Here is a 25,775-nt window from a genome sequence, read left to right as displayed (position 1 = left end):
TCTCCCTCATGGATGAATACGATCGAAAGATTCTTGCGCAACTTCAGATTGACGGTCGCTTGACGATTACTGAGGTAGCTGAACGGATCGGGCTGAGTTTGTCTCCATGCCACCGGCGCCTGAGAGCGCTGGAGCAGGCAGGGGTCATCACAAGCTACAGGGCGCAGCTCGACCCTGCTGCGATTGGCCTGAAGTTTTCTGCAGTGGTCTTTGTGACGCTGCGAGAAGGCGACAGGCATGCCGTTTCAGCATTCGAAGCTGCGGTAGAAGACGTTCCCGAGATTACCCAGGCGCAGCGGCTATTCGGCATACCGGACTATATGCTTCAGGTTGTCAGTCGCGATGTCGAGACATTCAGGGTGCTCTATGATGAGACGCTGTCGGCTCTGCCTGGCGTTCAGAGGCTGACATCAACACTAGTGATGAAAAGCGTGATCGAGGGGCGACCGCTACCGCTGAATGGATAGCAGCTAGGTCTGCATCCGAGGTAGCCCACGATTGCAACCTTCTACTATCCCGAAATCCGGCTTCCTGCCCGGTAGATTCAGATTTTCACCGCCTTGGAAATCACACGTGATTCAGGCAATGTAGGTTGGTGTCACTCGGCGATCACCCGGTTGGCAGCTTTTCACATTCTTAACTCGAAACCTGCCGGTCAGCAAACGGCCAGAAATGGCCATTCAAGCTAATCTGATGACTGATTTTGCTCTCAGTTCCTCATGGGCGTCGATGATATATCGGGCATAATGCTTCTCGATCATCGCCACGCTTGTGTCATGTGCGGCGGCGACCATACGGATAGGTTGTCCGGCTACAAGACCGCGCACAATCGATGAATGCCGAAGCGCATAAGGCACACATCTTTCAATGCCGCATCTCTTCACTATTGCATTCCAGTTTCGGAGCATTTCCGACGGAGTTTTCCACGGGCCACGATCTACGCGCTCCCAAGCGAACTGGCTCACCTGCCTTAATCGCCACCGTTCAAGTAGCGTCGCAGTTGAAGGGCGACCTTCGATGATGGACCATTTGTCCGCGAAATTTTCGAGCGGATCGCTTGGATTCGCAATGATAGCCCGCCCGCGCGCATCGCGCGCGATATGCGCTTCCATGCCGGTCAGGATCGAAAGCAACGCGTCCGCGATCTCTTCTTCGCCGCGATAGGAATGCGCCGCCAGGGTCGTGATGATGATCGAGATCGGACAGGTGTTGAGTTCGTCCTTGACGAACATGATGTCGCGATGGCGTTTCAGGATCATGATCGACGATTGCAAGGGCGTCCGGACCTTATAGTCCGGAATCGCCTCGACGCTGGCCTTGGCGGCGTCCGCCATCGCGCGCCGGCGTTTCTCGAGGATCACGCGCATCCGCGATTTGAACCATTCGAGGTAGCCCTTGGGGTTCGACCGCGGCCAGTCGTCCGAAATATTGGCATAGCCGAACCGCTCATTGTCGGTAATCGCGATGGCCGTTGCCACCCGGGTCGAGTCGAGCCCCTTGCTGTCGAGCAATATCCTGACGTCGCGCGCGTTCGGCAGCGCGGGCACGACATCCATGTGAAACTGCGCCCCGTCGGCATAATTCAGCGTCCAGCAGCGTCGGCCCTCGCGAAGCGGCTTGGTCATCGCCTGCGAGCGCCGATAGCTCTCGATCTCGGCGCCGACCATGGTCTTCAGCGTCTCTTGCGAGAGCTGGGCCTTGTTGAGCGCCTTGAGCTCGCACACGGCATCGACATCATATTCCTCTTCGGCGTGGAGGGGTTTGATGACGGTGCCAAGGCCGAACGACCCTTGCACATAGACCGCGGGATCATAGTCGCGAAGCGTCGATGCGGGGCGGCTTAACCAGCGCCCGAGCGACGCGTAGCTCTCCTGCGCCTGCTCGTAGCGCGTGTCGCTGATCTCGAGTTCCTCCGCCAGAGATTCGAGATAGGTTTTCGCAATCGACGTCGCATTCGTCGCCATGGTCTTTTCTCTGTTTCTGTCCCCGCCGCCCGCTGGGAATTTAGGCTGATCGATGCTATGTAGTTACGCCCTGTTAACGATCAAGTGACAGGTCCATTTCGGAACAATTGCTGGCAGTCGCGGCGCCGGCCGGCGGCCTCGACAATGAGCTTCGTCACCGAAAATCCCGCCGACGCCATGGCGTCTGAAATCTCGCTAATCGCCGGACCGACCCTAATCGGGATCGCGCGCCCGCACGAGACGCAGCTCGCGATCGCCTCCGCCTTGTCTTCCTCGATCGCAAAGGCATTTGCGCTCTCGACGCACGTGACAGCGACTTCCGATGAGTCCGGCGCGCTGTGCAGCACGGGCGAGTTCTGTTCGAGAACACACGCCGAAAGCGGCGCGCAAGTCGGCCATGTGAGCGGATCGTCGACACCTTGGCCCGCATGATAAGAGCGATCTGATCATCGGTCCGACCGATGACTCCCCACCGCAGGCATTCAAGCTTGCGCGGGGCAATATGCGGCGCGGTTTCATGAATCGGCAGCGGATAGCCGCATCATTAGCTGGCACAATCTACGGCCGCTTTCGGATCAGGCAAGTTTGCTACGGAAGGTCTTAGGTCGGGCGCGTTGCTGCCTTCCGTCAGAAGGATTCTACAGGTCCGTGAATGACCGCTTTCCTGGGTGGGCTTCTCCGAAGGCGACAGTCGCGAAAGTCCCAATGATGGCCGACAAACAGACCGTCGGCCGGTGTGCTGCGCGTAGGCATGTCGGAAATCTTGTGGTCCATTTAACTGGTCCATGAGGCATCGAAATTGCCTATTGACCAATCTCATAACCTACTGTTTAATAGATATTATCTTAAACGCCGCCCCCTCCCGTAGGGGTCACCACCTTCATGACAAGGTGGTGCATCGCTTTGATAGCGAACCTGTCCATGTCAGGCACCATCCAGCAGCAGATATTGTCGATCGGTTCGCGCACCGGCATCTGGGTTCCACGCGCGGCGCGCCCTCTTGTGGTTTATGACCGAACCGTATGGAGATTGCGAAAAAAAAAGGCCCGAAGCCATATGAAGCTCCGGGCCAAGAAAAGGTTGCCCCACCGGGGCCTCCTTCGGGTCGCGCTGATTCCCTAGGGAAATCTCCTCGGCATGGCCGTGATGCAGATCACATATTTTCCGAGAATCATGCTGCCCTCCTGTTCATCCGGAGCGCATAGGCTATGCCGGTAACGGAACGATCGATCGTCACCGAGGAGTGAAGGATTGCAGGTCGAGGAACAGGTCGAGGTGCTGGCAGCGGTTTTCCGATGTGATCGGAAGGCGGCAGAGCCGTTGCGCCGCGTGCTGGTTCCGCAGCAGGTCGGCGCCAAGCAGATATTGGCCCGGCAAGGGGAGGCGTCGCACCATTGCTGGCTGATCGTCGACGGCTGCGTGGCGGTGCAGACCTTTGGAATCGATGGCCAGCGCCAGCAATTGGCGCGTCATGGGCCGGGGGAATTTTTCGGCGCCTATCCAGCGCCCACGACGCACCGGGCGGAGATAGAGGTGCTGGTCGAAAGCCGCCTGTTGCGCGCGGAGGCACAATCGCTGGCCGCGCTGGTGGCGGGCGATGCGCAGATCGGCGCGGGCATGGCCTGGCTGCTGGCGCGCCAGCTCGACCGGGCGCTGGATCGAATGGCGACCCGGTCCACCTATAGCGCGGCCGGGCGGGTCTATAGCGAATTGCTCGCGCTGGCCGATGGTCGCGACCATATCGTGCCCGCGCCGCAGGTCACCACCCTGGCGCTGAGCGCGAACACGACCCGCGAGACCGCGTCGCGCGCGATCGCCGTGCTGATCCGGCGCGGCATCGTCAGTCGGGAAGATGGTCAGATGCAGATCCATGCGCCGCGCATGCTGGCGGACATGGTCGTCTGAAGGCGCGCGCCGTCAGCTGGACGGCGGATAATAATGGCCGACCGGGCAATCGCCCTGGCGAGTCATCACTTCGCCGGCAATCTCGAACCGATAGCCGGGGCCTTGCAGTGACATGGCGGCGGCCTGTGGCCAGGGCATGCAGATGCTGCCGGCCGGTGCGGCTGGCGCCAGGAGCAACGCCAGGCATTCCTCGCCATCGATCGGATCATTCGGCATGACCGTTTGATATTCCAGCGCCAGCCCATGGTCCGGCCAGTCCCTCAGGATCAGGCTGGCCTGGAGCATGGCGGTGGCCATATCGTCGAATGCCTGGAAATGCAGGCCATTGGCGCTTTCGCGCATGGTTGGCGCGAGGCGCGTCGTCGATGCCAGCACAGCCTTGTTGGCGGCCATGGGCAGCGCATCGCCAGAGGGAGGCATTGATTGTTCGAGGATGATCTTGCGCACGGGCAATGTGCGTGACTGCCACAGCCGATAGGCGGGGGCAGGCTGATCCGAGGCGCGCCCAATATGCAGCGCGATGGCCTGTGTCGCAAAGGCGTCGGCACGGCGCAGCGCCAGTCCCATGGCGATCTCGCACCCCTTGTCGATCGCCGCGTTGGACAGGCTGGTGATGGCGTCGGGAGCGTCCAGGCTGTCGGCCATGTCGATCAGGCGATCGAAGCGGGCGAGCCAATGGTCACCGAACCGGCCGACCGAACTTTGCCGAAAGACGTCGAGACTTGTCGGCAGGACGATATGCAACTGGATGCCCCGGAAAAGGGCGCATTCGGCGATCAGGATATCGGCCCCCGCGGCGAGCGCCCCGAAGGCGGCACCCGGCGCAATCTGGTCGAGCGCCTCCTCGATCTTGCCGCGCGCTTCCTCCTCATTGTCCGGCAGGCCGATGATGCCGCTGAAATAGAGGCTGGGTGGCGGGCGCAGCGGATCGAGGATCGCGGTCGAGCGCCCCTGCCTGGTCAATATCTCGTGGAATTGCCGCAGCGTCGCGGCATGATCTTCCCAGGCATCCGGCGCGGCCGCCATGGCCTGTGCCAGGGCGGCCTGGGCTGCGGCCTCGTCACCCAGCAGCAGATGGGCTTCGGCCGATGTCGCCGCCAGCCAGTAGCGCGTCTCCTGCACATGATCGCCGCTGTCGAGCAGCGCCAGCACCTGGCGGGCGAGGTCGGCCGCGTCGGCGGGGCGATCGTTCAGGAAGGCGAGGGTGGCGGCATTGATCAGTGGATAGGTGGCGCGGCAGTCGCTGGCCGCCTGGAGATAGGCCTGCCGCGCCTCGTCCAGCAGCGCGGCGCGTTCGGCGCCCTCGCTGCGCAGCGCCCGATCCTTGAGCAGTCGGCCCTTGAGGGTCAGCGCATCGCTGTCGCGTGACGGCAGCAGGCCCGCCGCGCCGAACATCGTCCAGGCGCGAACGGTGTCGCCGCTGCGTGCAACCCTGCGGATCTGCGCAAGGATCGGAAGGATCATGTCGCCACCACCCCGTCGCTGCGCTCAGTCTTCCTTGGGCGGCGGATTCTTGATGTCGGGGTCGATCGACAGCGGGATCCATTTGGGTTCTGTGGCACTGGGATTTTGCAGCAGGTCGATATTGATGTTGAAGCCGTGCCGCGTGCCATATTTGCCGCCCTGGTTGTAGCGTGCCTGGAACCGGACGGTCTTGTAGCGGTCCTGTTCGGCGCGATAATCATCATAGATCAAGCCGCCGTAAAAGGAAGACAGCGGCTCCTCGGTCGTGATGGCGTCGTAATTTTTCGAGAAGAACAGCTGATCGCCGATCAGGTTGATTTCCACGATCGAATTTTCGGTGATCGCGATATAGTCGTGGTCGGTCACGCCGGGCTGTTCATAGCGCAGCGAAACCCAGCCCTCCTCGCCCTTCAGAGCGACGTTAAACTGCAGCGGCGCGACGCCATCTTCCAGTTCGACCTCGATCAATGGCGCCAGGCCATATTGGGTATAATTCAGCGTCGACATCTTATTTGCTCCCCTTCGTCAATGGTTTGGCCAGCTTGCCCTGCCAGACCTGCCAGTCCTTGTTGGCCGGATCGCGCGCCACCAGGTCGGCGACGTCGGCGCGGGCTTCGGCGCGCAGCGCCTTGGCGCGATCGGTTTCACCCAGATCATAGAGCAGGTTCGACATGGAATAGCGCGCCAGCATCCAGTCCTGCAGATAGCCGGCATTTTTTGGATCGCGCCGGAGCAGCGACCGCAGGATCGTATCCTGCTTTTCGCGCTGCGCCAGTGCCGCCCGGTCATCCCCCTGCAGGCGCAGCGCGTCCGCCATCCAGGCATGGCGATTGGCGAGGTCCGCGGCGATCGCCGGATCGCCGGGCGCCAGGCGCTGGACCCGCTTCATGGTGTCGAGCGCGCCCTTGCAGCTTTGCAATGTTCTGTCGGGATTCTTCCTGGCGAGGGCGATGGTGCAGATATTGCCCTGCGCATAGCCCAGTTCTCGCCAATAGGCGCTGTTCGCCGGACGCAACTGCACCAGCCTTTCGGCCAGCGCCTGATAGGATTGGAAGCGTGTCAGGGCGGCGTCGTTCCGGTCGCGCAGGAAATCGACATAGCCGAGCCAGAATTCGCTCTGGGCATGGGCGAACAGGCGTTGCGGATCGTTCGGTGCGGCGGCCAGCAGGGTTGAAGTGACGCGATAGGCCTCGCGGAATTGGGCGATGGCCTCTGGCGTGTCGCCGCGCTTGAAATCATCCTCGCCCATGGCCTGCAGGATACGGGCGCGCCGTTCGAGCGAATCGCTCGGCAATGTCTCCAGGTCGGGCTGGTCGGCATAATAAGCGAGCGCACGCTTGTTCACCGTCTGCAGCACGTCGAGCCGGCCAACGCCCTCCAGCTTTTCCCGCAGATCGGTCAGCATGAATTCGATCAGTCCCTCTGCCTGCTGGCGCTGGCTTTCTGCCTCGCTCCTTGCCCGCGCGACAAAGACCAGCATCGCCGCCATCAATAGGACAAGAAAAAGCGCAACAAATGTGACGGCTATCACACGGCGCAACTGACGCTGGGCGTCGCGCTGGATGATCTGGTCGAGCGGCACGCCGGTCAGGCCGGCGACAATCTTCAACCGGGCCAGTTTGGGGCCGTCGCTGTCGGCGCGGAAATCGGCGGCGATCGGTTCACGCTCTATGCCATCGGCATCGCGCGCGATCAGCGCGGCGGGAAAGCTGTCGGCCGGCTCACCCGCGACCAGCGCGGCGATGATCGGCCGGTCGGGATGAAGTTCGCGGAACAGCGCGATTTCCGCATTGACCCAGCGCGAGGCCTTCGCCGCTGGCGAGCAGAGCACCAGCAGGGCGTCCGACTGGGACAGGGCCAGGCGCACCTGTTCGTCGAGGCTGGAAGCGGCCGGCAATTCGGCGCGATCGCGAAAGATCGGGGTCAGCCGGCGCGGGACCGCCGCCCGGCCGGCCTGTATGCCGACCAGGCGCCTGGGCATCCGATAGGTTTCCAGCCAATGATGTAGTTTTCCCGCCGCGCGCTCGTCGGCATGGCTGTAGCTCAGAAAAGCACGATATTGGCGCGCGCCGACCGTGGCAGGCGCCTCCTTGACCTTGTTCATGCGCGACCCGCACTCACTCCATTGTCCCCCACCTGTCATTGTCGACGTGAGCCCGGTCGGCGATACATGGTCGCCATCTTGTCGGACCCCGCCGCAATCTCCTTGGGGTTTGCCAGAAAAACATGATTCATCAAGGGGAAGCGTCGTATCGTCGGGATGACGCGGTCTTTGGCGGACGCCTAGACGTCGCTCATCCCGGCCGCCTCGCGATCGTCGGCGCCCAGCGCAACGAATTGTTCGATCAGCCAGGAGGCGGCCGGGCCGGGCGGGGTGTCGCGGCGCCAGATGCCCGAGAAGCGATAGGTGCCGCCGGGATGATCGGGCATGGCGAGCCGCACCAATGTGCCCGCGACCAGATCCGCCTCGATCATCGGCAGCGGCATATTGCCCCAGCCAATGCCTTCGCGCAGCAGCGCATGCTTCGCGCCCAGATCGGCAAGGCGCCAGGTCTTGGGGCTGGCGACCGAGAAATCGCGGCCTTCGGTAAAGCGCGACCGGTCGGTCAGCACCAGCTGGGTATAGTCGCGACCGGCGCCCGGTGCGATCACCTCCATCCGGCCGAGCGGATGATCGGGCGCGGCGACCGGGACCATCGGCACCAGTCCGGCGGACATGCTCTCAATCCCCTCGACCCCGGCCGACAGCGGCCCGGAAATGCCGATCACCGCGCCCCGATCCAGCACCATCGCCACGATCGCGCCCAGCGCCTCGGCATGAAGGCGGAGCTGCACCGTGGGAAATTCCTTGGCGAAGGCGCGGAGCACCTTGCCCAGCCGTTCGGCCGGCAGCATTACGTCGACGGCCAGATTGACCTCCGCCTCCAGCCCGTCGAGCAGGCCCTTCACCTTGGCGCGCAGCCCGTCCATGCCATGGGCGATGCTGCGGGCCTCCGCCAGCAGGGCGCGGCCGGCGACGGTGAGCTGCGGCTTGCGCGTGCCTTCACGCTCGAACAGCAGCACGCCCAGCTGCGCCTCCAGATTGGCGATGCCATAGCTGATGACCGACACGGCACGATTGAGCTTGCGCCCGGCAGCGGCGAAGCTGCCCGTGTCGACGATGGTGAGGAAGATGCGCAGCTGGTCGAAGGTCGGGGTGCCGGGATTGTTCACTGTTCGATTTCCTGGAACGTTTCGATGGATTTTATCCATCTGAACGGAAATGCGTTCAAGCGCTAATTGGGTCTTCGACAGGGCGGCCCCATCATGGATGTGCCGCCCGCAGGAGACACAAGATGATCGAACTTCGTCCTTTCGACAGCCTGGGTGGTGCCAATCATGGCTGGCTGGATGCCAAGCATCATTTTTCGTTCGCCGGCTATCATGATCCCGCCCGCGTCCATTGGGGCAATCTGCGCGTCTGGAATGACGACACGATCGCGCCGGGCACCGGTTTCCCGCCGCACCCGCACCGCGACATGGAAATCATCACCTATGTCCGCGAAGGTGCGATCACCCATCAGGACAATCTGGGCAACAAGGGTCGGACCGAGGCTGGCGATGTGCAGGTCATGTCGGCCGGCACCGGCATCACCCATTCGGAATATAATCGCGAGGATGTGACGACGCAGATCTTCCAGATCTGGATCATCCCGACCCGCGACGGCGAAGCGCCCAGCTGGGGCTCGCGGCCCTTCCCCAAGGGCGAGCGCAGCGGCCAGTTCGTGACGCTGGCGTCGGGTTACGGGAATGATAATGACGCGCTGCCGATCCGCACCGATGCGCGGGTTGTCGCCGCGACGCTCAAGGCGGGCGAGAGCGCCGAATATCCGATCGGCAAGGATCGCAAGGCCTATCTGGTCCCGGCCACCGGCGCGATCCAGATCGACGATGTGCGGGCCAATGCCCGTGACGGCGTGGCGATCCAGGATCTGGATGTCATCCGCGTGACGGCGATCGAGGATAGCGAGATCGTGCTGGTCGACGCGGCCTGACGATTAGAGGGGAGGGGCGCGGGTGATGCGCCCCTTCTTTTCCAGAATATAGAACAGAGTGACCGATTTTATCCGGCTGATCCTGAAAGCACTATCGCGCTAGAAGGAAGGCAAGGAAACGGTCCAGACGAACAGGGAGCCTTCTCATGCTGAACATCGCCACCCCGCGCCTCAGCTCCGCCGAATGGCAGGACGTGAAGGCCACCTTGAGCGCCGTTGCCGATTGCGGCTGTGGCGAACCGGCGGCGGCCGGCCCGGTCCGCTCGCGGATTGGCCATGCGCTCGACGCGATCCTGGGACCGAAAAAGGCCCAGCCGGTCACGCTGGCCCCGCATCTGCACGATGTGCGCGAATTTCTCTGCGAATCCGGCCGCACCCGCGCGATTGCCGAACGCCATGTCCCCACACTCGCCGCGCAGGGTTATAGCCGCGCCCAGATCGAGGCGCTGGCGCTGCTCGGCGCCTGAACCCCATTTTCCGAAAAGAGGATAAGTCCCATGTCCATCCGCACTTCAGAGGTCGACGGCGTCGATCTGGTCATCCTGCCCCCGGTCCGCGATCTGGGCGATGGCTTCTCGGTCCGGCGCGCGCTGCCGTCCGCGCATCGCCGCATGGTCGGCCCCTTCATCTTCTTCGACCAGATGGGCGAGGCGACCTTCAACAGCGGCGAGGGGCTGGACGTGCGCCCGCACCCGCATATCGGCCTCGCCACCGTCACCTATCTGCTGGAGGGCGAAATCCTGCACCGCGACAGCGTCGGATCGGTCCAGTCGATCCGCCCCGGCGAGGTCAACTGGATGACCGCCGGCAGCGGTATCGTCCATAGCGAGCGGACCAGTGACGAGAATCGCGCCAAGGGCGGCAAGCTGTTCGGTCTGCAGACCTGGGTTGCGCTGCCGACGCAGGCGGAGGAAGTCGATCCGGGTTTCGCCCATCACAAGGCCGACGAAATCCCGACGATCGAGGATGCGGGCACCCGCCTGACCCTGATCGCCGGCAGTTCTGACGGTCTGGTGTCGCCGGTGAAGACCTTCTCCGACATGGTCTATGCCGATATCGTGCTGCAGGACGGCGCCCGCTATCAGCTCAAGGCCGAACATGTCGAACGCGCCATCTATGTGGTGCAGGGCGAAGTCGAGGTGATCGGCCAGACCGGCGGCTTTACGACCGGCGAGTTGATCGTGTTCAAGCCCGGCGCGGAGATCATCCTGCGGGCCAAAGGTGCGACCCGGCTGATGCTGATGGGTGGCGAACCGCTGCCCGAAAAGCGCCACATCTTCTGGAATTTCGTCTCTTCCTCGCCCGATCGGATCGAGCAGGCCAAGGCCGACTGGCAGGCCCAGCGCTTCGCCCCGGTGCCGGACGAGCATGAATTCATCCCCCTCCCGGCATAAGGAGCAGCATCATGGCCCAGGGTAGCGCCCATATCGGCAAGGACCGGTATCACACGGAGATCGTCGTCGGCGGTCATGCCATCACCGCCGACGAGCCGGAGGCGCTGGGCGGCGCCAATCTCGGCCCGGCGCCCTATGATCTGCTGCTGGCGGCGCTGGGTGCCTGCACCGCGATCACGCTGCGCATGTATGCGGAAAAGAAGGACTGGCCGTTGGAATCGCTCGACGTGGCGCTGCGCCTGTCGGGCAAGGAGGAGAAGCGGATCGACCGGACGCTGACGATCGTCGGGCTGGACGCGGAGCAGCGGGCGCGCCTGGCCGATGTCGCCGAGCGGACCCCGGTCACATTGACCTTGAAACAGGGGCTGCCGATCGCGACGACGCTGGCCTGACCGCGTTGGTGGTCAGGCCTGAAGCCTGGCCACGATCACCCTGGCGGCGCGGGTGACATCGTCCCAGCTGATGTCGAAGCCGGCATCATTGCCATAATAGGGGTCGGTGACCCCGCTGCCCTCGCGCCCCGGCACCAGGTCCATCAGCAGCGACAGGCTGGCGGTGCCGTCGGCGGGGCGGATGCGGCGCAGATTGGCGAGATTGTCGCTGTCGAGCGCAAAGATATGGGTGAAGCGGTGGAAATCCGCTGGCTTCGCCTGCCGCCCGCGATAGCCACTGATGTCGATGCCATGGCGCCGCGCCACCGCCTGCGCGCGTGGATCGGGCGCATCGCCGACATGCCAGTCGCCGGTGCCGGCCGAATCCACCACTATGTCCAGCCCGGCCTGTTCGGCCTCCGCCCGCAGCGCGGCTTCGGCAAGCGGGGAACGGCAGATATTGCCGAGGCAGACGAACAGGACCGACGCCTGCGTCATTCGGCGGCGGCCGTGCTGAGGCCAAGCGCGGGAATGCCGATCGAGCGACGGCCGCCAAAATCGGTCCGCGCCACGATCACGCCCAGCTTCTCCATATATTCGATCAGCCGGCGCACACGGCCGGGCGAGCTGGTGCCATAGGCGCGGGCCAGCACCGTATCCTCCGGGCAGGGCTCGCCCTCCATCGCCGCGCGGGCGATCAGCAGGAAGGGCGCCAGCATGTCCTCGGGCACCGGATCGGCGGCGCGGATCGGTTCTTCCCAGCGCGGGTCGGCCGAATCGCTCATGCCGGCGAGCGCCATGGCGAAGCGCTTGCGGAAGGCGGGCAGGTCGAGCGGCGGCTTGCGCAGCCCCTTCATCCGGCAGCGGACGCCGAAATCCTGGAACAGGGCGGCGACGCTGGGGACGGCTTCGCCCAGATCGGCGACGATCTCGTCCAGCACGGCGATCACGATCGGCTCATTCTCGCCGAAATCCAGTTCCGGCGCGGCCGGCTTGGCCGACGGCACATCGGCAAGCTGGCGCATGATCTCCTCGGCCGGGCGTGCCTGCGGTTCGGCGCGGGGCGGGGGCGGCGGCATCGATTCTTCCTCGACCCGCGCGAACAGCAATTCCTGAAAATCCTCGCCGGTGGTGATCGGCGGCGGCATCAGCTTGTGCGTGCCGCCGCGCGTGCCGGTCTTGACCGACCCGATCTTCACCGCGACCGGGCGGCGGGCGATCGCCGGACCAAGCCCCAGGAAACGACCACGCTCCAGATCGCGGATCTGCTCTGCCTGGCGCCGTTCCATGCCCAGCAGGTCGGCGGCGCGGGCCATGTCGATATCGAGGAAGGTGCGGCCCATCAGGAAGTTGGAGGCTTCGGCCGCGACATTCTTGGCGAGCTTGGCCAGGCGCTGGGTAGCGATGACGCCGGCCAGGCCGCGCTTGCGGCCACGACACATCAGGTTGGTCATGGCCGCGAGCGACAGGCGCCGGGCCTCGTCCGACACGTCGCCGGCGGCGACCGGGGCGAACATCTGCGCCTCGTCCACCACCACCAACGCGGGATACCAATGGTCGCGCGGCGCATCGAACAGGGTCGACAGGAATGTCGCGGCGCAGCGCATCTGCGCTTCCAGCTCCAGCGACTCGAGGCTCAGCACCACCGACGCGCGATGTTCGCGGATGCGGGCCGCCATCTTGACGATCTCGCGCTCATTATAGTCGCCGGCGTCGATCACGACATGGCCATATTCGTCGGCCAAGGTGACGAAATCGCCTTCCGGGTCGATCACCACCTGCTGCACCATCGGCGCGCTTTCCTCCAGCAGGCGGCGCAGAAGATGCGACTTGCCGGACCCGGAATTGCCCTGGACGAGCAGACGGGTGGCAAGCAGTTCCTCGACATCGACCAGCACGGGATTGCCCGTGCCGTCATTTCCTATGCTGATGCTGGCGGTCACGAACGTCCTTTGGCCCAGCCTGTGGCCTGCGCGCAACCCGTATTGGGCAGTTTGCCAGCGTTGGCCGCGTAATATCTTGACCATCGCATTGTTGCGATGCAGCATCGATCCATCATGGAGAGCATAAACCCCGCCCAATCCGCGCCTGCGATCACGCAGAATCCCGACATCCGTTATCTGGGACGCCTGCTGGGCGATGTCATTCGGGCCTATGGCGGGGAGAAACTCTACAAGCAGACCGAATATATCCGCTCCGCCTCGGTCGACCGCGCGCGCGGGCTACAGGGCGCCGACCTGACCGACACGGGCCTCGATGCCCTCAATCTCGACGACACGCTCAACTTCACCCGCGGCTTCATGCTGTTCTCGATGCTCGCCAATCTGGCCGAGGATCGACAGGGGGTGGCGGCGGAACCCGGCGCCGATGTCGCATCGGCGGTGGCCAAGCTCGAATCGCATGGCATCGGCAAGGATGCGGTGCTGGAATTGCTGTCGCACAGCCTGATCGTGCCGGTGCTGACCGCGCACCCGACCGAGGTGCGGCGCAAGAGCATGATCGATCACAAGAATCGCATCGCCGACCTGATGCAGCTCAAGGATGCCGGACGGACCGAGACGGATGATGGCGAGAATCTGGACGAGGCGATCTTCCGCCAGATCGCGCTGTTGTGGCAGACGCGCCCGCTGCGCCGCGAAAAATTGTTCGTGCAGGACGAGATCGACAATGTCCTGACCTATTTCCGCGACATCTTCCTGCCGACGCTGCCGGCGCTCTATGGCCGGTGGGAACGGGTGCTGGGCGCACGGCCGCACAGCTTCCTGCGGGTCGGCAACTGGATTGGCGGCGATCGCGACGGCAATCCGTTCGTCCAGGCGCCGCAGCTGCGATCGGCGCTGGGCCGCGGCTGCGAGGCGGCGCTGGCCTATTATATGGAATCGATTCATGCGCTGGGCGCGGAATTGTCGGTCTCGACCGAACTCGCCCATGTGCCCGAAGCGGTGCTGGCGCTGGCGGAGGCGAGCGGCGACGCGTCGCCCAGCCGGCAGGACGAACCCTATCGCCGGGCCATTTCCGGCATTTATGCGCGGCTGGCGACCACCTATGTCCATCTGGTCGGCAAGGCGCCGCCGCGCCCGTCGGCACTGAAGGGCGAGCCTTACGCTGCGCCGGGCGATTTCCGCCGCGACCTTGTCACCGTGGCGCAGGGGCTGGCGAGCGAGGGCGATGGCGCGCTGTCGACCGGCGGCGCGCTCGGCCGGCTGATCCGCGCGGTCGAAACCTTCGGCTTCCATCTCGCCACGCTCGACATGCGGCAGAATAGCGACGTGCATCAGCGCGTGGTCGCCGAACTGCTGAAGGTCGCCGGGGTCGAGGCGGATTATGCTGGGCTGGACGAATTTGCCCGCATCGCCCTGTTGCGCAGGGAGTTGGCGACCAACCGGCCGCTCGGCACGCGCTTTTCGGAATATTCCGAGGAAACGGCGTCGGAGCTGGCGATCGTCCATGCCGCCGCTGAGGCGCACCGCACCTATGGGCCGCAGTGCATCACCCATTATATCATTTCCAAGGCCGAAAGCGTGTCCGACATGCTGGAGGTCAATATCCTGCTGAAGGAAGCGGGGCTGTGGCGCGCGCCGGAAAATGGCGACCCGGCCAAGGCGGCGATCATGTCGATCCCGCTGTTCGAGACGATCGGCGACCTTGAGGCCGCGCCCAAGATCATGACCGCCTATTTCGGCCTGCCCGAAATTGCCGGGGTGGTGCAGGCGCGCGGCCATCAGGAAGTGATGATCGGCTATTCCGACAGCAACAAGGATGGCGGCTACATCACCTCGACCTGGAGCCTCTACAAGGCGAGCCAGGCGCTGGAGCCGGTCTTTGCCGAGGCCGGGGCGGCGATGCAGCTGTTCCATGGTCGCGGCGGCGCGGTCGGGCGTGGCGGTGGTTCGGCGTTCAAGGCGATCCAGGCGCAGCCGCGCGGCAGCGTGCAGGGGCGCATCCGCATCACCGAACAGGGCGAGGTGATCGCGGCCAAGTTCGGCACGCGCGACGTGGCGATGACCAATTTGGAGGCGATGACCAGCGCGACCCTGCTTGCCAGCCTGGAACCCGAAGGCGTGTCGGCGAAGGATGCCGCCCGCTTTGCCGCGGCGATGGATGAACTGTCGAAGAACGCCTTCACCGCCTATCGCGACCTGGTCTACGGCACCGAGGGGTTCAAGGAATTCTTCCGCCAACTGACCCCGATCCAGGAAATCTCCGGCCTCAAGATCGGGTCGCGTCCGGCGAGCCGGACCAAGAGCACCGCGATCGAGGATCTGCGCGCCATTCCCTGGGTGTTCAGCTGGGCACAGGCCCGCGTCATGCTGCCGGGCTGGTATGGTTTCGGCCATGCGATCGCCGCGTTCGAGGACAAGGCGCTGCTGGCGGACATGGCGCAGCATTGGTCCTTCCTGCAGTCGGCGCTGGCCAATCTGGAGATGGTGCTGGCGAAGTCGGACCTGGGCATTGCGGCGCGATATTTGCCGCTGGTCGAGGACCAGGCCAAGGCGGAAACGCTGTTCGGGCGTATCCGCGAAGGCTGGTCGCTGACCCATGACGGGCTGCTGGCGGCCACCGGCCAGTCGCGCCTGCTGGAACGGAGCCCGACGACCGAGACGTCGATCCGGCTGCGGCTTCCCTATATCGAGCCGCTCAATCTGCTGCAGGTCGAACTGCTCAAGCGCTATCGCGCCGGCGAGGATGATGCCCGGATCAAGGAAGGCATCGAACTGTCGATCAACGCGATCGCGACCGCGCTGCGCAACAGCGGTTGAACTGGAATGCTACGGAACGGGTTGGGGATGGCCGACCCGCTCTGTAGGATTTGCCGCGCTTAACTTCGCACATTTCCCGCACATTTTGATCGTATCGATCAATTGTGGGAAATCATGTTGCGAGCGGCCAGCCGGTCCATCCCCCCTTATAGCATCGCTCCGCTGGGTAGGACAGGCGCGGTCAGGGGAGGAGGGCGATGCGCCAGGTCTCGCCCTCGATCGGGTCGCCGAAGACGGTGTGGACGTCGCTCGACACGCAGGCGAAGCCATGCCGGGCATAGATGCGGCGGGCGGGTTCCAATATCTTGTGCGTCCAGAGCGTGACGGCGCGATAGCGTTTGTCGCGGGCGAATTGCAGGCAGGTGGCGACCAGCGCGTCGCCGATGCCGCGCCGCCGGGCAAAGGGCTCGACATGGAGCAGGCGCAGCCGGGCGAGGCCATCGCCCTCGTCGGTCAGGAACACCGCGCCGGCCATCACGCCGTCAATCTCCGCGATCCAGCATTGTTCACGGTCCGGCTTGAAGTCGCGCAGGAAGGCGGCGACGGTTTCGGCCTCCAGCGTTTCGAGCGGCCGGCCCCAGCCATGGCTGGCGGCGTAGAGGATCGACTGGCGGGTGACGACCTGGCTGACCTCGCCGGTGCGGAAGGGGCGGATGGTGAAGGGGCCGCCGCTGGCGGGATCGAGCAACAGCCGGGCGCGGGTGAGCGCCTGGAGCAGATCCTGCTGCTCGACGCTGTCGAGCCGGTCCAGATCCTGGGCGACGACGGCGCGCTGGCGGCTGTCGATCTGGTCGAAGGCGGCGCGGCCGGCGGTGGTGAGGCGGATCGGACGGGCGCGGGCATCGGCCGCTTCCTGGTCGCGGACGATCCAGTCCTTCTTCTCGAAGCGGGCGATCATGCGGCTCAAATAGCCGCGATCCAGGTCCAGTTCGGCCTGGAGCGTGCTGGCCAGCACCGGTTCCAGCCGGGCGATTTCGAACAGCAGCCGCGCCTCGGGCAGGTTGGCGTCGCTGTCGAGGAAGCGCGCGTCGATTGCCCCCACATGGCGGGTGAAGAAGCGGTTGAAGGTGCGGATGGTTGCAATGGCCTGTTCCATGCCGACGCTTCAGCATGGAATGTTGACGGAGTCAACTATATTGGCAACTATATTGGAGCAGGCGAATGCGGGACGGCCGCAGTCCATGGCCGTCCCGCACCCCAAATCCCTTTCTGGAAAGGGACGAAGGCCTGGCGGGCGGGCCGATCAATGACCGGCCCACCCGTTCATGCGATCAATATTTGACGACGACGCCGGCCATCGGGCGGATCGAATGGAAATTGCCGGTCGTGTCGGCCTGGACGCGCAGGCGGACATTGCTGCGCTCGGCCGAGCTGCCAAGATCGGCGGGCGACAGTTCAAGGCCCGCGCCATAGGTCATGCCATGATAGTCACGGCTATCCTTGCCCAGCGCGTCGAAATTGGTCCACTGATAGCCGACCTTGCCGAAGAACATGCTGTCCTTGCCGGCCTTCACGCCGACGCGGCCGGCGGCGCCATATTCCCAGTCGATGTCGCCGCTGACGCCCTTGGACACGGTGCCTTCGACGCCGAGCACGAGCGGGCCGGCAACATTATAGTTCACGCCCGCGACGCCTTCGACCATGCGGCCCTTGTAGCCCACGGGGGGAATGCCCTCCTTGCTGGTCTCGCTGTCATAATTATGCACGCCCGCCATCACGCCGACATAGGGTTCGATGCGGCGGGTGGAGCTGCTGTCTTCCTGCGCCATCGCGGCGGCAGGCAACAGGGTGGCGGCAGCAACTGCCGTGAAAAGCAGTGTCTTCATGGGGGTGACCCTTTATCTGTTTCTGAAATTGGGCCGGGGTGTGGACCCGCCGGCATGTCCCGTGCGCTGCAAGCGTCTGCGAGGACATGGGGCATCAATGGTCGGGGCCGGCGGAAGGTTTCCTGAACGAAATGCGAAATATTGCCCGAGCCATGATTATGTGTTGGAAACGACACGGTTTCTGTCAGGGGGATGAACGAAAGTCGCCTTTTCTGAACCGCAGATAAATGCCCGATCTTGAACCGCTTTTCATTCACCACCAATTCAACCGCGCGGCGTTAACCGGGGTCATGAAGCATATGAGGAGACAGGCAATGACGCGGACCGGATCACGATTCCTGGCTGCGCTTGGTCTCGCAAGCGCGATGGCCCTGGGGGGCTGCGCCTATGATGACGGCTATGGTTATGGCGGCGTGAGCGTCGGCACCGGCTATTATGGCGGTGGCGGCTATTATGGCGACGGCTATTACGGACCTTATGGCTATGCGCCGGGCGGCTATGGCGGCTGGTACAATGACTATTATTATCCGGGGCGCGGCTATTATGTCTATGACCGCGCCGGTGCGCGGCATCGCTGGAATGACAGCCAGCGCCGTTATTGGGAAGCGCGTCGCAAGGACCGGCCGGGCAATGGTCGGCCCGGTGATGGCAGGCCCGGTTATGGGCGACCCGGTGATGGACGTCCGGGCTGGGATCGTCCGGGTGATGGGCGCCCCGATGGCAATCGGCCGGGCGACGGACGCCCTGGCGGTCGCCCCGGCTGGAATGGCGGCGATGGTCGGCCCAATGACGGCAATTGGAGCCGCCCGCGTCCGCCGCGCGACAATGACACGCCCGGCCGCGGGCGTCCCGGCGCCAGCGGCGGCGACCAGCGCTATGTGCCGCAGCCCGGCCAGCGCCCGCCCCAGGCGAGCCGCCCGTCGCGCGACATCGGCGGCAGCGCCCGTCCGGCACCGCGCATGCGGTCGGACGCCGGGACAAGAGGCAGTGGTCGCGATCCGGTTCGGACCCGGCCCCAATAATGCGGGAGACGTTCATGAGGGGGATGACCGGCGCTGCATTGCTGCTGGGTTTGGTGAGTCTGGCCGCCTGTGACGGGCGGGAGGAAAGCGCGATCGACAATCTGGCCAATGGCGCCAATGCCAGCCAGGTCGAGAATAATGTCCGGGCCGAGGCGCAGGCGCTGATGGAGCCACTTGCACCGCCGGCACCCGGCACGCCCGGCGGTCTGCCGGGCGAACCGGCGCCGGCCGAGGAAGGGGCGATCGACCCCGACAGCGCGCAGGGCGCAGCCCAGGTGGTGCAGGGCTATTATGGCTTGCTGGAGGAAAAACGCTTCAGCGACGCGCAGGATCTGTGGAACGACAAGAGCGCGATCGGCGCGCAGGATGATGCGCATTTCGCCGCGCGTTTCCGCGGCTTCAGCGAGATTCATGCCAATATCGGCAGCCCGGCCGAGATCGAGGGCGCGGCCGGATCAAGCTTCGTGACGGTGCCGGTGCAGGTCTATGGCCGGCTGAAGGCGAACGGCAAGCCCTGGTATCGGCTGCGCCAGGTGGTGCTGCGCCGGGTCGATGCGGTGCCGGGCGCGAGCGAGGCGGATCGGCGCTGGCATATCGAATCGATCGGCGCCTATGTCGCGCCGCCGGCGGACGAGGCGGACAATGCGACCCAGACCGCGCAGCTGATTTCCGCGACCGACGGGCTGGCCCGGAAACACTGACACCGGCGCGGCGGGGCCGCACCGGTGTCGGGGCTTGGCCTGCCGCCATGCCCATGAGGGCTGGCGGTGGCCTTGATGGCGTATCGCTTAGGCGACGGTCGCCTTGACGATCTTGCCCGGCGTCTTGGGCGGCTCGCCCTTGGGCAGCGCGTCGACATGTTCCATGCCCGAGGTGACTTCGCCCCAGACGGTGTACTGGCCGTCGAGGAAGGTGGCGTCGTCGAAGCAGATGAAGAACTGGCTGTTGGCGCTGTTCGGGTTCATCGCGCGGGCCATCGAGCACACGCCGCGGACATGCGGTTCGCGGCTGAATTCGGCCTTGATGTCGGGCAGCTTGGAACCGCCCATGCCGGTGCCGGTCGGATCGCCGCCCTGCGCCATGAAGCCGGGGATGACGCGGTGGAAGACCACGCCGTCATAGAAGCCGTCCTTGGCAAGGGTGGTGATGCGTTCGACATGGCCGGGCGCCAGGTCCGGGCGCAGCTTGATCACGACGTCGCCGCCGCTGTCGAGGGAAAGGGTAAGGGTTTCGTCGGCCATGAAAGATCCTCTCATTGGGGAAGGCGTTGATCGCCTCATATAGAGGCTTGGGATGGGGATGGAAGCGGCTGTTTGGCAAAGCCTGTCCCATCTGTTGCCAAAGCGCGTCCAACCCCATTGCAATTATATTGTGCATCGGCGAAAGCATCGAAATGTTACAGGAACCGGACAGTTGCGCGCGCCATGACCGAACGTGGCGATTTGGCCGAGCCGCGGCCGCACGAGGAACTTGCTGACGAGACTCTGATCTCGGCCGGTATGGAGCAGGCCGAGTCGAGCCTGGACGAGGATGACCGGCTGAAGCCCGAATTCCTGTCCGCCGTGCTGGATGCGGTGGACGAAGGCGACATCGACCATGCGCGCGAGCTGGTCTCGCCGCTGCACCCCGCAGACATTGCCGACCTTCTGGAACTGACGCCCGCCGAGCAGCGTGGCGAAGTGGCCGCCGCGCTGGGCGATCTGGTCGGCGCGGAGGTTCTGTCCGAACTCAATGATTATGTGCGCGACGATCTGATCGGCGCGCTGGCGCCCGAGCAGGTCGCCGAATTCGCCTCCGAACTCGATACCGACGACGCCGTTGCGATCATCGAGGACATGGAGGAGGCCGACCAGCAGGCGGTGCTGGAGGCGATGGAGCCGGAGGATCGCGCCGCGATCGAGTCCGCGCTGTCCTATCCCGAAGAATCCGCCGGCCGCATGATGCAGCGCGACCTGGTCGCGGTGCCCGAGCATATGACGGTCGGCCAGGTGATCGACTATCTGCGCGACAATGGCGACCTGACCCGTGATTTCTGGGAAATCTTCGTCGTCGATGAAGGGCATAAGCCGATCGGCACCTGTCAGCTCAGCTGGGTGCTGACCTGTCCGCGCGGCATCGCCATGGCCGACCTGATGAAGCGCGAGCAGACGCTGATCCCGGTCGACATGGACCAGGAAGAAGTGGCGCTGCGCTTCCAGAAATATGCGCTGATTTCCGCCGCGGTGGTCGATGGCAGCGGCCGGCTGGTCGGCATGATCACGGTCGACGACATCGTCCACATCATTTCCGAGGAAGCGGGCGAGGATATTCTCCGCCTGTCGGGTGCGGGCGAAGGCGACATCAACGAGCCGGTGATGGACAGCTATCGCGCGCGCGTGCGCTGGCTGCTGACCAATTTGCTGACCGCGCTGGTGGCATCCACCATCATCGGCATTTTCGAGAATACGATCGAGAAGATGGTGGCGCTCGCCACACTGATGCCGATCGTCGCGGGGGTGGGCGGCAATGCCGGCAGCCAGACCATGGCGGTGACGGTGCGCGCGCTCGCCACCAACCAGATTACCGGGTCCAACGCCCGCCGCACTATCTTGCGCGAAATTCGCGTGGCGTTGCTCAACGGCTGCACCGTGGCGCTGGTGCTGGGGCTGGGCGTGGGGCTGGTGTTCCACAATGTCCAGTTGGGCGGCGTCATTGCCGTGGCGATGATGACCAATATCGTGACGGCCGGACTGGCCGGCGCGGCGGTGCCGCTGGCGTTCGACCGGATGAACCTCGACCCGGCGGTGGCATCCTCCATCTTCGTCACCATGATCACGGATTCGATGGGCTTCTTCGCTTTTCTGGGGCTGGCGACGGCGGCGGGATTGACCGGCTGAACCGCCGCCCCATCTAGACGCCAATGCCGCTGCACCTGACCAAGATCGCCTTCCAGAGCGAAAGCCCCGCGACCCTCAAGGCCTGGCTGGAAAGCCATGTGGACGAGGCGCGCCTGACCACCCGCTACCTGCCCAAGCGGCTGGAGGAGATGGACGGCGGATCGCTCTACTGGATTCACGGCCATGCGCTGGTCGGCCGCAGCCCGATCCTGGGATTTCAGGAGACCGGGCAGGGGCGCTACTCGATCCGGCTGGCGCCGCGGCTGATCCCGGTGCGGACGGCGCCCAAGCGCGCGCATCAGGGCTGGCGCTATCTGGAGGACAAGGACGCGCCGCCCGATCTGGGCGGGGGCGAGGCGGACGATCTGGAAGCGATGCCGCCCGCCATGCTGAACGAACTGGCGCGGCTGGGGCTGGTCTGACGCCAGCCCCAGGCGCGGTTCAGATCATCGGCTTGCCGTCGGCTTTGACCACGGCGCCGCCCTTCATCACGAAGCCGACCTTTTCGAGCTGGCGGACATCGGCCAGCGGGTCGCCGTCGACCGCGATCAGGTCGGCATAGCGGCCGGCCTGCAACGTGCCGACATCGGCGCTGCCCAGCAGGTCGGCGGCATGGGCGGTGGCGGCCTTGATCGCCTCCATCGCCGGCATGCCCGCCCGCACCATCAGCGCGAATTCCTGGGCATTCTCGCCATGGTCGGACAGGCCGAACGTGTCGGTGCCAAAGGCGATCTTGACCCCGGCGGCATAGGCATCGCGCAGATTCTTCTGCAGCAGCGGGCCGATCACCAGCGCCTTTTCGGCGGTCGAGGGATTAAGCTGTTCGGGATGCTCCTTGGCGCGCTGATAGACGCGCTCGCCCACCAGCATGGTCGGCACCAGATAGGCGCCATATTGCTTGAAGATCTTGTAGCTGCCGGCGTCGGCATAGGAGCCATGCTCGATCGAATCGACACCCAGCGCAATCGTATGGTCGATCGCCTCCTTGCCATGGGCATGGGCCGCGACCTTCATGCCCAGGCTATGGGCGGTGTCGATCACCGCCTTGATCTCCTCGTCGGTCATCAGCTGATGCTTGGGATCGTCGCCGATCGACATGACCCCGCCCGAGGGCATGATCTTGATGAGGTCGGCGCCCTCGCGCTTCAGCCGGCGCACGGCGATGCGGGCGGCTTCCGGGCTGTCGATCACATTGTCGCTGATGTGCGGAATGTCGGCAAATTCGACGCGCAGGCCGTTGACCGCGTCGCCATGGCCGCCGGTCGGGCCGAGCGGCGTGCCCGCCACCCACAGGCGCGGGCCGGGGATGACGGCGCCGTCGATCGATTTCTTGAGCGCGACGATTACCTGCGTATCGGCGCCGCAGTCGCGGACCGAGGTGAAGCCGGCGAGCAGCGTGTTGCGCACGAAGCCGGTCGCTTCGATCGCATCCTCATAGGCGCTGCGCGTCACCGCATTGCGGATCGGGTCGCCCGCGTGCCAGCCGGCGGTGATATGGTAATGGGTGTCGATCAGGCCCGGCAGCACGGTCTTGGCCGACAGGTCGATCACCTCCGCGCCGGCAGGCGTGACGAAGCCCGACTGGATCGCGGTGATGCGATCGTCATGGATCAGGATCGACACTTTCTCGCGCGCGGCAGCGCCGGTGCCGTCGATCATCCGTCCGGCATGGACCACGACATCCTTGGCCATCACGGCCGGTGCGGACATCGCGACCATGCTGCATGCGGCCAGCGCCGCTGCCTTCCCCCAGATCATGTAACCCCCTGTTTAATTTGATGGCGGCAGCGTCGCGCGCAGCGAGCCGGCCGTCAACGGATTTATATCAGGCGAGGGCGTGGAGCCGTTCACCGACCATCCGCAGGTCAGCGACGAAGCGGGCCTGTTCCTGCGCCTGACGATCGGGGTCGGGCAGGCGCAGCAGGTAGCTGGGATGGACGGTGATCCAGGCTTCGGCACCGTCTTCGAGCGGGAGGGGGCGGCCGCGCATCTGGCTGATCGTCACCGGCTTGCCCAGCAGGGCGCGGGCCGCGGTGGCGCCCAGGGCGACGATGATGCGCGGGCGGATCAGGTCCAGTTCCTGTTCCAACCACCAGCGACAGGCCTTGATCTCCGGCACGTCAGGCGTCTGGTGCAGGCGGCGCTTGCCGCGCTGTTCATATTTGAAATGCTTGACGGCGTTGGTGACATAGGCGCGTGCCCGATCCACGCCGGCCTCGGCCAGGGCGGCATCGAACAATTGCCCGGCGGGACCGACGAAGGGGCGACCGGCCAGATCCTCCTGATCGCCCGGCTGTTCGCCGATGAAGAGCAAAGATGCGTCGAGCGGACCTTCGCCGAACACGGTCTGCGTGGCTGGCCCGTGCAGCGGGCAGCGGGTGCAGGCCATCGCCTCGTCGCGCAGCGTCTGCCAGGCGGCGCGGCTATTGCCGGTGCGGTGCGCGGGGCGCGGGGCCGTGGCGATCATCGCGGCCTCGCGTGCCTGGGCACCGGCGACCAGATCGGGGATAAGGGCAGCTTCGGGCAGGTTGCGCCAATATTTGCGCGGCATTTCCGACAGCATCGCCCCGGTCTTTAAGCGGGCCGGGTTGAAGATGGCGGCATAATAGCCCTTCCACACATCTTCGACGGGATCTTCGGCCGGGGCGTCGCCGCGCTGCGCGCCGGGACCTTCGGTCAATATGTCGCCGTCCCAGTGGATGCTGACCTCCGGCGTCAGGATCGACCAGCGCATCGATGCGAAGCGGCGGGTGAAGAAGCCGGCATTGGCGCGGACGATATGATGGTCCGGCTCGAACCAGGCGATGAAGCGCGGGCCGTCACCTTCATCCAGTTCGCGGAAGCGGACGAAGGCGCGCATCTTGTGGATATCGCGCCGCACCGCCTTGGCCAGATCCTCGACCCGGCGCAGCAGCGGATCGGCGCGATCCTCCATCCGGCCGGGCGCCGCGCGCACAGCCAGCAACAGGCTGTAGAGCAGGGCGAAGCGGGCGGGGTCGCGATGGAGGATCGCGCTTTGCGCCAGGTCGACAAAGGTGCGCGGCACGGAAAAGGCCGCATCCCCCGGAGCCGGGGGCAGGGGTGTTGCGTCGCTGCCGAACAGGTCGGGCGTGGCGCTGCCCGCGACATCCCAGAGGATGGCGTCAGCGGGAATGGCGGCCAAGGCCAGCGCGCGGGCCGCATCGCGCCAGCCCTCAAAATCATCCGGCCCCGCCAGCGTCACCCGATGCATGGCCGTCCGGTCAGTCCTCCGCCTCGGCACGGGCCAGTTCGGCGGGCTTGCGGCGCGCGAACAGTTTCGCGAGCTTCTCCTCCTCGGCGGCGCTCAGTTCCTTGGCGGCGTCGGGGAACATCTCTTCCTCTTCCTCCTCGATATGGTGGAGGTAGCGCTTCTTGAGCTGGTCGAAGGTGCGGCGCCAGGCATCGCCATTGAATTTGAGGCCGTCCAGCTCCTCCAGAAAATCATCGATTTCCTTATGTTCGGACACGCTGTGCTGCGCATCCTCGCGCAGGTCGGGCTGGGCCAGCATGGTGGCGTAGAGCGTCTCTTCCTCGGCGGCGGCATGGGCCGTCACCTCGACCTTGAACTGGTCGAACAGCTTTTCCAGCCGGTCGTCATCCTTTTCGCGCGTCGCCTCCGCCATCTTGTCGAACAGCTGGCGATGGGCGTCATGATCTTGTTTCAGGCGATCGAAAATGCTGGCCTTGGCCATGGGCAATCCTCCTTCATGCGATGAAGGGGAGAACGACAGCCCTGTAAAAAGGGTCCGGCGTCTAGCCGAACAGCGCGTGGAAGATGATCGCGACCGGCACCCAGAGCAGCGCGCCCAGCAGGCTGGTGCCCCAGAGCTGGAGCAGGTCACGCCGGAAGCGCAGGCGCAGACCGGCATGGGACAGGCCGCTATGGTCGAGCATCTGCCAGCGATGTTCGAGCGCGCGGGCGGCGATGGCGAAACCGCCGATCGCGATGATGACGCCAAGGTGCAGGACCAGCGAGCCGCCCATCTTGGCGACGATGAAGATCTGAAGCAGGCAGAAGACGACAAGGGCGGCCGCAAGATGCGTGCTGATGCGCTTGGCAAAGCCTGCGCCCTGCCGCTCCATGGCCTGATTGTCGAAAAGTGTCGCCAAAGTCCCGATCCCCTTGCTGATCGTGTTA

The 25,775-nt window shown here is 64.8% G+C and carries 26 protein-coding genes; 12 read left to right on the top strand and 14 right to left on the bottom strand.

Annotated features, from left to right (window positions below; all coding sequences use genetic code 11):
* Window positions 1-8: 8 nt before the first annotated feature.
* Window positions 9-467 (top strand): Lrp/AsnC family transcriptional regulator, encoded by a 459-nt coding sequence (locus VHN57_RS17205; RefSeq protein ID WP_037521608.1) that lies wholly within the window; start codon window positions 9-11, stop codon window positions 465-467.
* Between the two features lie 213 nt (window positions 468-680).
* Here the strand turns inward: VHN57_RS17205 and VHN57_RS17200 are convergent, their stop codons facing one another.
* Window positions 681-1,964: a cyclic GMP-AMP synthase DncV-like nucleotidyltransferase gene (locus VHN57_RS17200; protein WP_423284676.1), complete on the bottom strand. Its 1,284-nt coding sequence runs from the start codon at window positions 1,962-1,964 to the stop codon at window positions 681-683.
* Window positions 1,965-2,108: 144 nt separating this feature from the next.
* Here VHN57_RS17200 and VHN57_RS17195 point away from each other — a divergent pair, with 144 nt between their 5' ends.
* Together VHN57_RS17195 and VHN57_RS17190 are read left to right on the top strand one after the other, a co-directional pair.
* A complete protein-coding gene (locus tag VHN57_RS17195) occupies window positions 2,109-2,396 on the top strand; it encodes a hypothetical protein (RefSeq protein ID WP_423284674.1) in 288 nt (95 codons plus the stop codon).
* A gap of 819 nt (window positions 2,397-3,215) precedes the next feature.
* Entirely contained in the window at window positions 3,216-3,869 is a 654-nt protein-coding gene (locus VHN57_RS17190; RefSeq protein ID WP_423284672.1) for a Crp/Fnr family transcriptional regulator, read from the top strand.
* Between the two features lie 12 nt (window positions 3,870-3,881).
* On the opposite strand, the gene VHN57_RS17185 is transcribed toward VHN57_RS17190, so the two are convergent.
* The 4 genes from VHN57_RS17185 to VHN57_RS17170 all read right to left on the bottom strand — a co-directional run bounded on the left by VHN57_RS17185 (window position 3,882) and on the right by VHN57_RS17170 (window position 8,546).
* Complete coding sequence (locus tag VHN57_RS17185; protein ID WP_423284670.1) at window positions 3,882-5,333, bottom strand: TRAFs-binding domain-containing protein; 1,452 nt, start codon at window positions 5,331-5,333, stop codon at window positions 3,882-3,884.
* A gap of 24 nt (window positions 5,334-5,357) precedes the next feature.
* The gene (locus tag VHN57_RS17180; RefSeq protein WP_069336112.1) at window positions 5,358-5,840 is read right to left on the bottom strand and encodes a nucleotide synthetase; all 483 of its coding nucleotides are present in this window, start codon (window positions 5,838-5,840) and stop codon (window positions 5,358-5,360) included.
* Between the two features lies 1 nt (window position 5,841).
* The gene (locus tag VHN57_RS17175) at window positions 5,842-7,437 is read right to left on the bottom strand and encodes a TIR domain-containing protein (RefSeq protein ID WP_423284668.1); all 1,596 of its coding nucleotides are present in this window, start codon (window positions 7,435-7,437) and stop codon (window positions 5,842-5,844) included.
* Window positions 7,438-7,616: 179 nt separating this feature from the next.
* Window positions 7,617-8,546: a LysR family transcriptional regulator gene (locus VHN57_RS17170; protein ID WP_278987396.1), complete on the bottom strand. Its 930-nt coding sequence runs from the start codon at window positions 8,544-8,546 to the stop codon at window positions 7,617-7,619.
* 122 nt (window positions 8,547-8,668) lie between these two features.
* On the opposite strand from VHN57_RS17170, the gene VHN57_RS17165 reads away from it, so the two are divergent.
* The 4 genes from VHN57_RS17165 to VHN57_RS17150 all read left to right on the top strand — a co-directional run bounded on the left by VHN57_RS17165 (window position 8,669) and on the right by VHN57_RS17150 (window position 11,153).
* Window positions 8,669-9,367: a pirin family protein gene (locus VHN57_RS17165; protein ID WP_004208647.1), complete on the top strand. Its 699-nt coding sequence runs from the start codon at window positions 8,669-8,671 to the stop codon at window positions 9,365-9,367.
* A gap of 146 nt (window positions 9,368-9,513) precedes the next feature.
* On the top strand, window positions 9,514-9,834 hold the full coding sequence (locus VHN57_RS17160) for a hypothetical protein (RefSeq protein ID WP_010339590.1): 321 nt from the start codon (window positions 9,514-9,516) through the stop codon (window positions 9,832-9,834).
* A 30-nt stretch (window positions 9,835-9,864) separates the two neighbouring features.
* Window positions 9,865-10,761 carry a pirin family protein gene (locus tag VHN57_RS17155; RefSeq protein ID WP_278987397.1) on the top strand — a complete coding sequence of 299 codons (897 nt, stop codon included), beginning with the start codon at window positions 9,865-9,867 and terminating at the stop codon, window positions 10,759-10,761.
* Window positions 10,762-10,772: 11 nt separating this feature from the next.
* Window positions 10,773-11,153 carry an OsmC family protein gene (locus tag VHN57_RS17150; protein WP_423284665.1) on the top strand — a complete coding sequence of 127 codons (381 nt, stop codon included), beginning with the start codon at window positions 10,773-10,775 and terminating at the stop codon, window positions 11,151-11,153.
* A gap of 12 nt (window positions 11,154-11,165) precedes the next feature.
* Here the strand turns inward: VHN57_RS17150 and VHN57_RS17145 are convergent, their stop codons facing one another.
* Both VHN57_RS17145 and VHN57_RS17140 read right to left on the bottom strand, forming a co-directional pair.
* Window positions 11,166-11,630 (bottom strand): low molecular weight protein-tyrosine-phosphatase, encoded by a 465-nt coding sequence (locus tag VHN57_RS17145; protein WP_278986764.1) that lies wholly within the window; start codon window positions 11,628-11,630, stop codon window positions 11,166-11,168.
* Entirely contained in the window at window positions 11,627-13,075 is a 1,449-nt protein-coding gene (locus VHN57_RS17140; protein WP_278986766.1) for a helicase HerA domain-containing protein, read from the bottom strand. Before VHN57_RS17140 ends, VHN57_RS17145 begins: the two co-directional genes overlap by 4 nt.
* 114 nt (window positions 13,076-13,189) lie before the next feature.
* On the opposite strand from VHN57_RS17140, the gene ppc reads away from it, so the two are divergent.
* A complete protein-coding gene (gene ppc / locus VHN57_RS17135) occupies window positions 13,190-15,892 on the top strand; it encodes a phosphoenolpyruvate carboxylase (RefSeq protein WP_169861953.1) in 2,703 nt (900 codons plus the stop codon).
* A 181-nt stretch (window positions 15,893-16,073) separates the two neighbouring features.
* Here ppc and VHN57_RS17130 read toward each other — a convergent pair whose 3' ends face one another.
* Both VHN57_RS17130 and VHN57_RS17125 read right to left on the bottom strand, forming a co-directional pair.
* Entirely contained in the window at window positions 16,074-16,988 is a 915-nt protein-coding gene (locus tag VHN57_RS17130; RefSeq protein ID WP_278986768.1) for a bifunctional helix-turn-helix transcriptional regulator/GNAT family N-acetyltransferase, read from the bottom strand.
* Between the two features lie 175 nt (window positions 16,989-17,163).
* Window positions 17,164-17,718, bottom strand: a complete 555-nt coding sequence (locus VHN57_RS17125; RefSeq protein ID WP_004208639.1) for an outer membrane protein — start codon at window positions 17,716-17,718, stop codon at window positions 17,164-17,166.
* 314 nt (window positions 17,719-18,032) lie between these two features.
* Between VHN57_RS17125 and VHN57_RS17120 the strand changes: the two genes are divergently transcribed.
* Both VHN57_RS17120 and VHN57_RS17115 read left to right on the top strand, forming a co-directional pair.
* Window positions 18,033-18,740 (top strand): peptidase, encoded by a 708-nt coding sequence (locus VHN57_RS17120; RefSeq protein WP_278986769.1) that lies wholly within the window; start codon window positions 18,033-18,035, stop codon window positions 18,738-18,740.
* A gap of 14 nt (window positions 18,741-18,754) precedes the next feature.
* On the top strand, window positions 18,755-19,441 hold the full coding sequence (locus VHN57_RS17115) for a hypothetical protein (RefSeq protein WP_278986770.1): 687 nt from the start codon (window positions 18,755-18,757) through the stop codon (window positions 19,439-19,441).
* Window positions 19,442-19,528: 87 nt separating this feature from the next.
* On the opposite strand, the gene VHN57_RS17110 is transcribed toward VHN57_RS17115, so the two are convergent.
* Complete coding sequence (locus VHN57_RS17110) at window positions 19,529-19,981, bottom strand: peptidylprolyl isomerase (RefSeq protein WP_004208636.1); 453 nt, start codon at window positions 19,979-19,981, stop codon at window positions 19,529-19,531.
* Between the two features lie 183 nt (window positions 19,982-20,164).
* Between VHN57_RS17110 and mgtE the strand changes: the two genes are divergently transcribed.
* Both mgtE and VHN57_RS17100 read left to right on the top strand, forming a co-directional pair.
* The gene (gene mgtE / locus VHN57_RS17105) at window positions 20,165-21,616 is read left to right on the top strand and encodes a magnesium transporter (RefSeq protein WP_423284661.1); all 1,452 of its coding nucleotides are present in this window, start codon (window positions 20,165-20,167) and stop codon (window positions 21,614-21,616) included.
* A gap of 23 nt (window positions 21,617-21,639) precedes the next feature.
* Complete coding sequence (locus tag VHN57_RS17100; RefSeq protein ID WP_423284659.1) at window positions 21,640-22,038, top strand: DUF1489 family protein; 399 nt, start codon at window positions 21,640-21,642, stop codon at window positions 22,036-22,038.
* Window positions 22,039-22,057: 19 nt separating this feature from the next.
* On the opposite strand, the gene VHN57_RS17095 is transcribed toward VHN57_RS17100, so the two are convergent.
* From VHN57_RS17095 to VHN57_RS17080, 4 genes are all read right to left on the bottom strand, one after another.
* The gene (locus VHN57_RS17095; protein WP_423284657.1) at window positions 22,058-23,374 is read right to left on the bottom strand and encodes a metal-dependent hydrolase family protein; all 1,317 of its coding nucleotides are present in this window, start codon (window positions 23,372-23,374) and stop codon (window positions 22,058-22,060) included.
* A gap of 67 nt (window positions 23,375-23,441) precedes the next feature.
* Window positions 23,442-24,848, bottom strand: a complete 1,407-nt coding sequence (locus tag VHN57_RS17090) for a UdgX family uracil-DNA binding protein (protein WP_278985636.1) — start codon at window positions 24,846-24,848, stop codon at window positions 23,442-23,444.
* A gap of 10 nt (window positions 24,849-24,858) precedes the next feature.
* The gene (locus VHN57_RS17085) at window positions 24,859-25,329 is read right to left on the bottom strand and encodes a hemerythrin domain-containing protein (RefSeq protein WP_017500069.1); all 471 of its coding nucleotides are present in this window, start codon (window positions 25,327-25,329) and stop codon (window positions 24,859-24,861) included.
* Window positions 25,330-25,390: 61 nt separating this feature from the next.
* Window positions 25,391-25,747: a hypothetical protein gene (locus VHN57_RS17080; protein ID WP_010339604.1), complete on the bottom strand. Its 357-nt coding sequence runs from the start codon at window positions 25,745-25,747 to the stop codon at window positions 25,391-25,393.
* Window positions 25,748-25,775 lie beyond the last annotated feature (28 nt).

It is taken from the genome of Sphingobium salicis subsp. salicis (genome assembly GCF_049472635.1).
GTDB classification, from domain to species: Bacteria; Pseudomonadota; Alphaproteobacteria; order Sphingomonadales; family Sphingomonadaceae; genus Sphingobium; species Sphingobium yanoikuyae_A.
The sequence above is the reverse complement of the archived record's forward strand: the minus strand, read 5'-3'. Positions and strand labels throughout refer to the sequence as shown.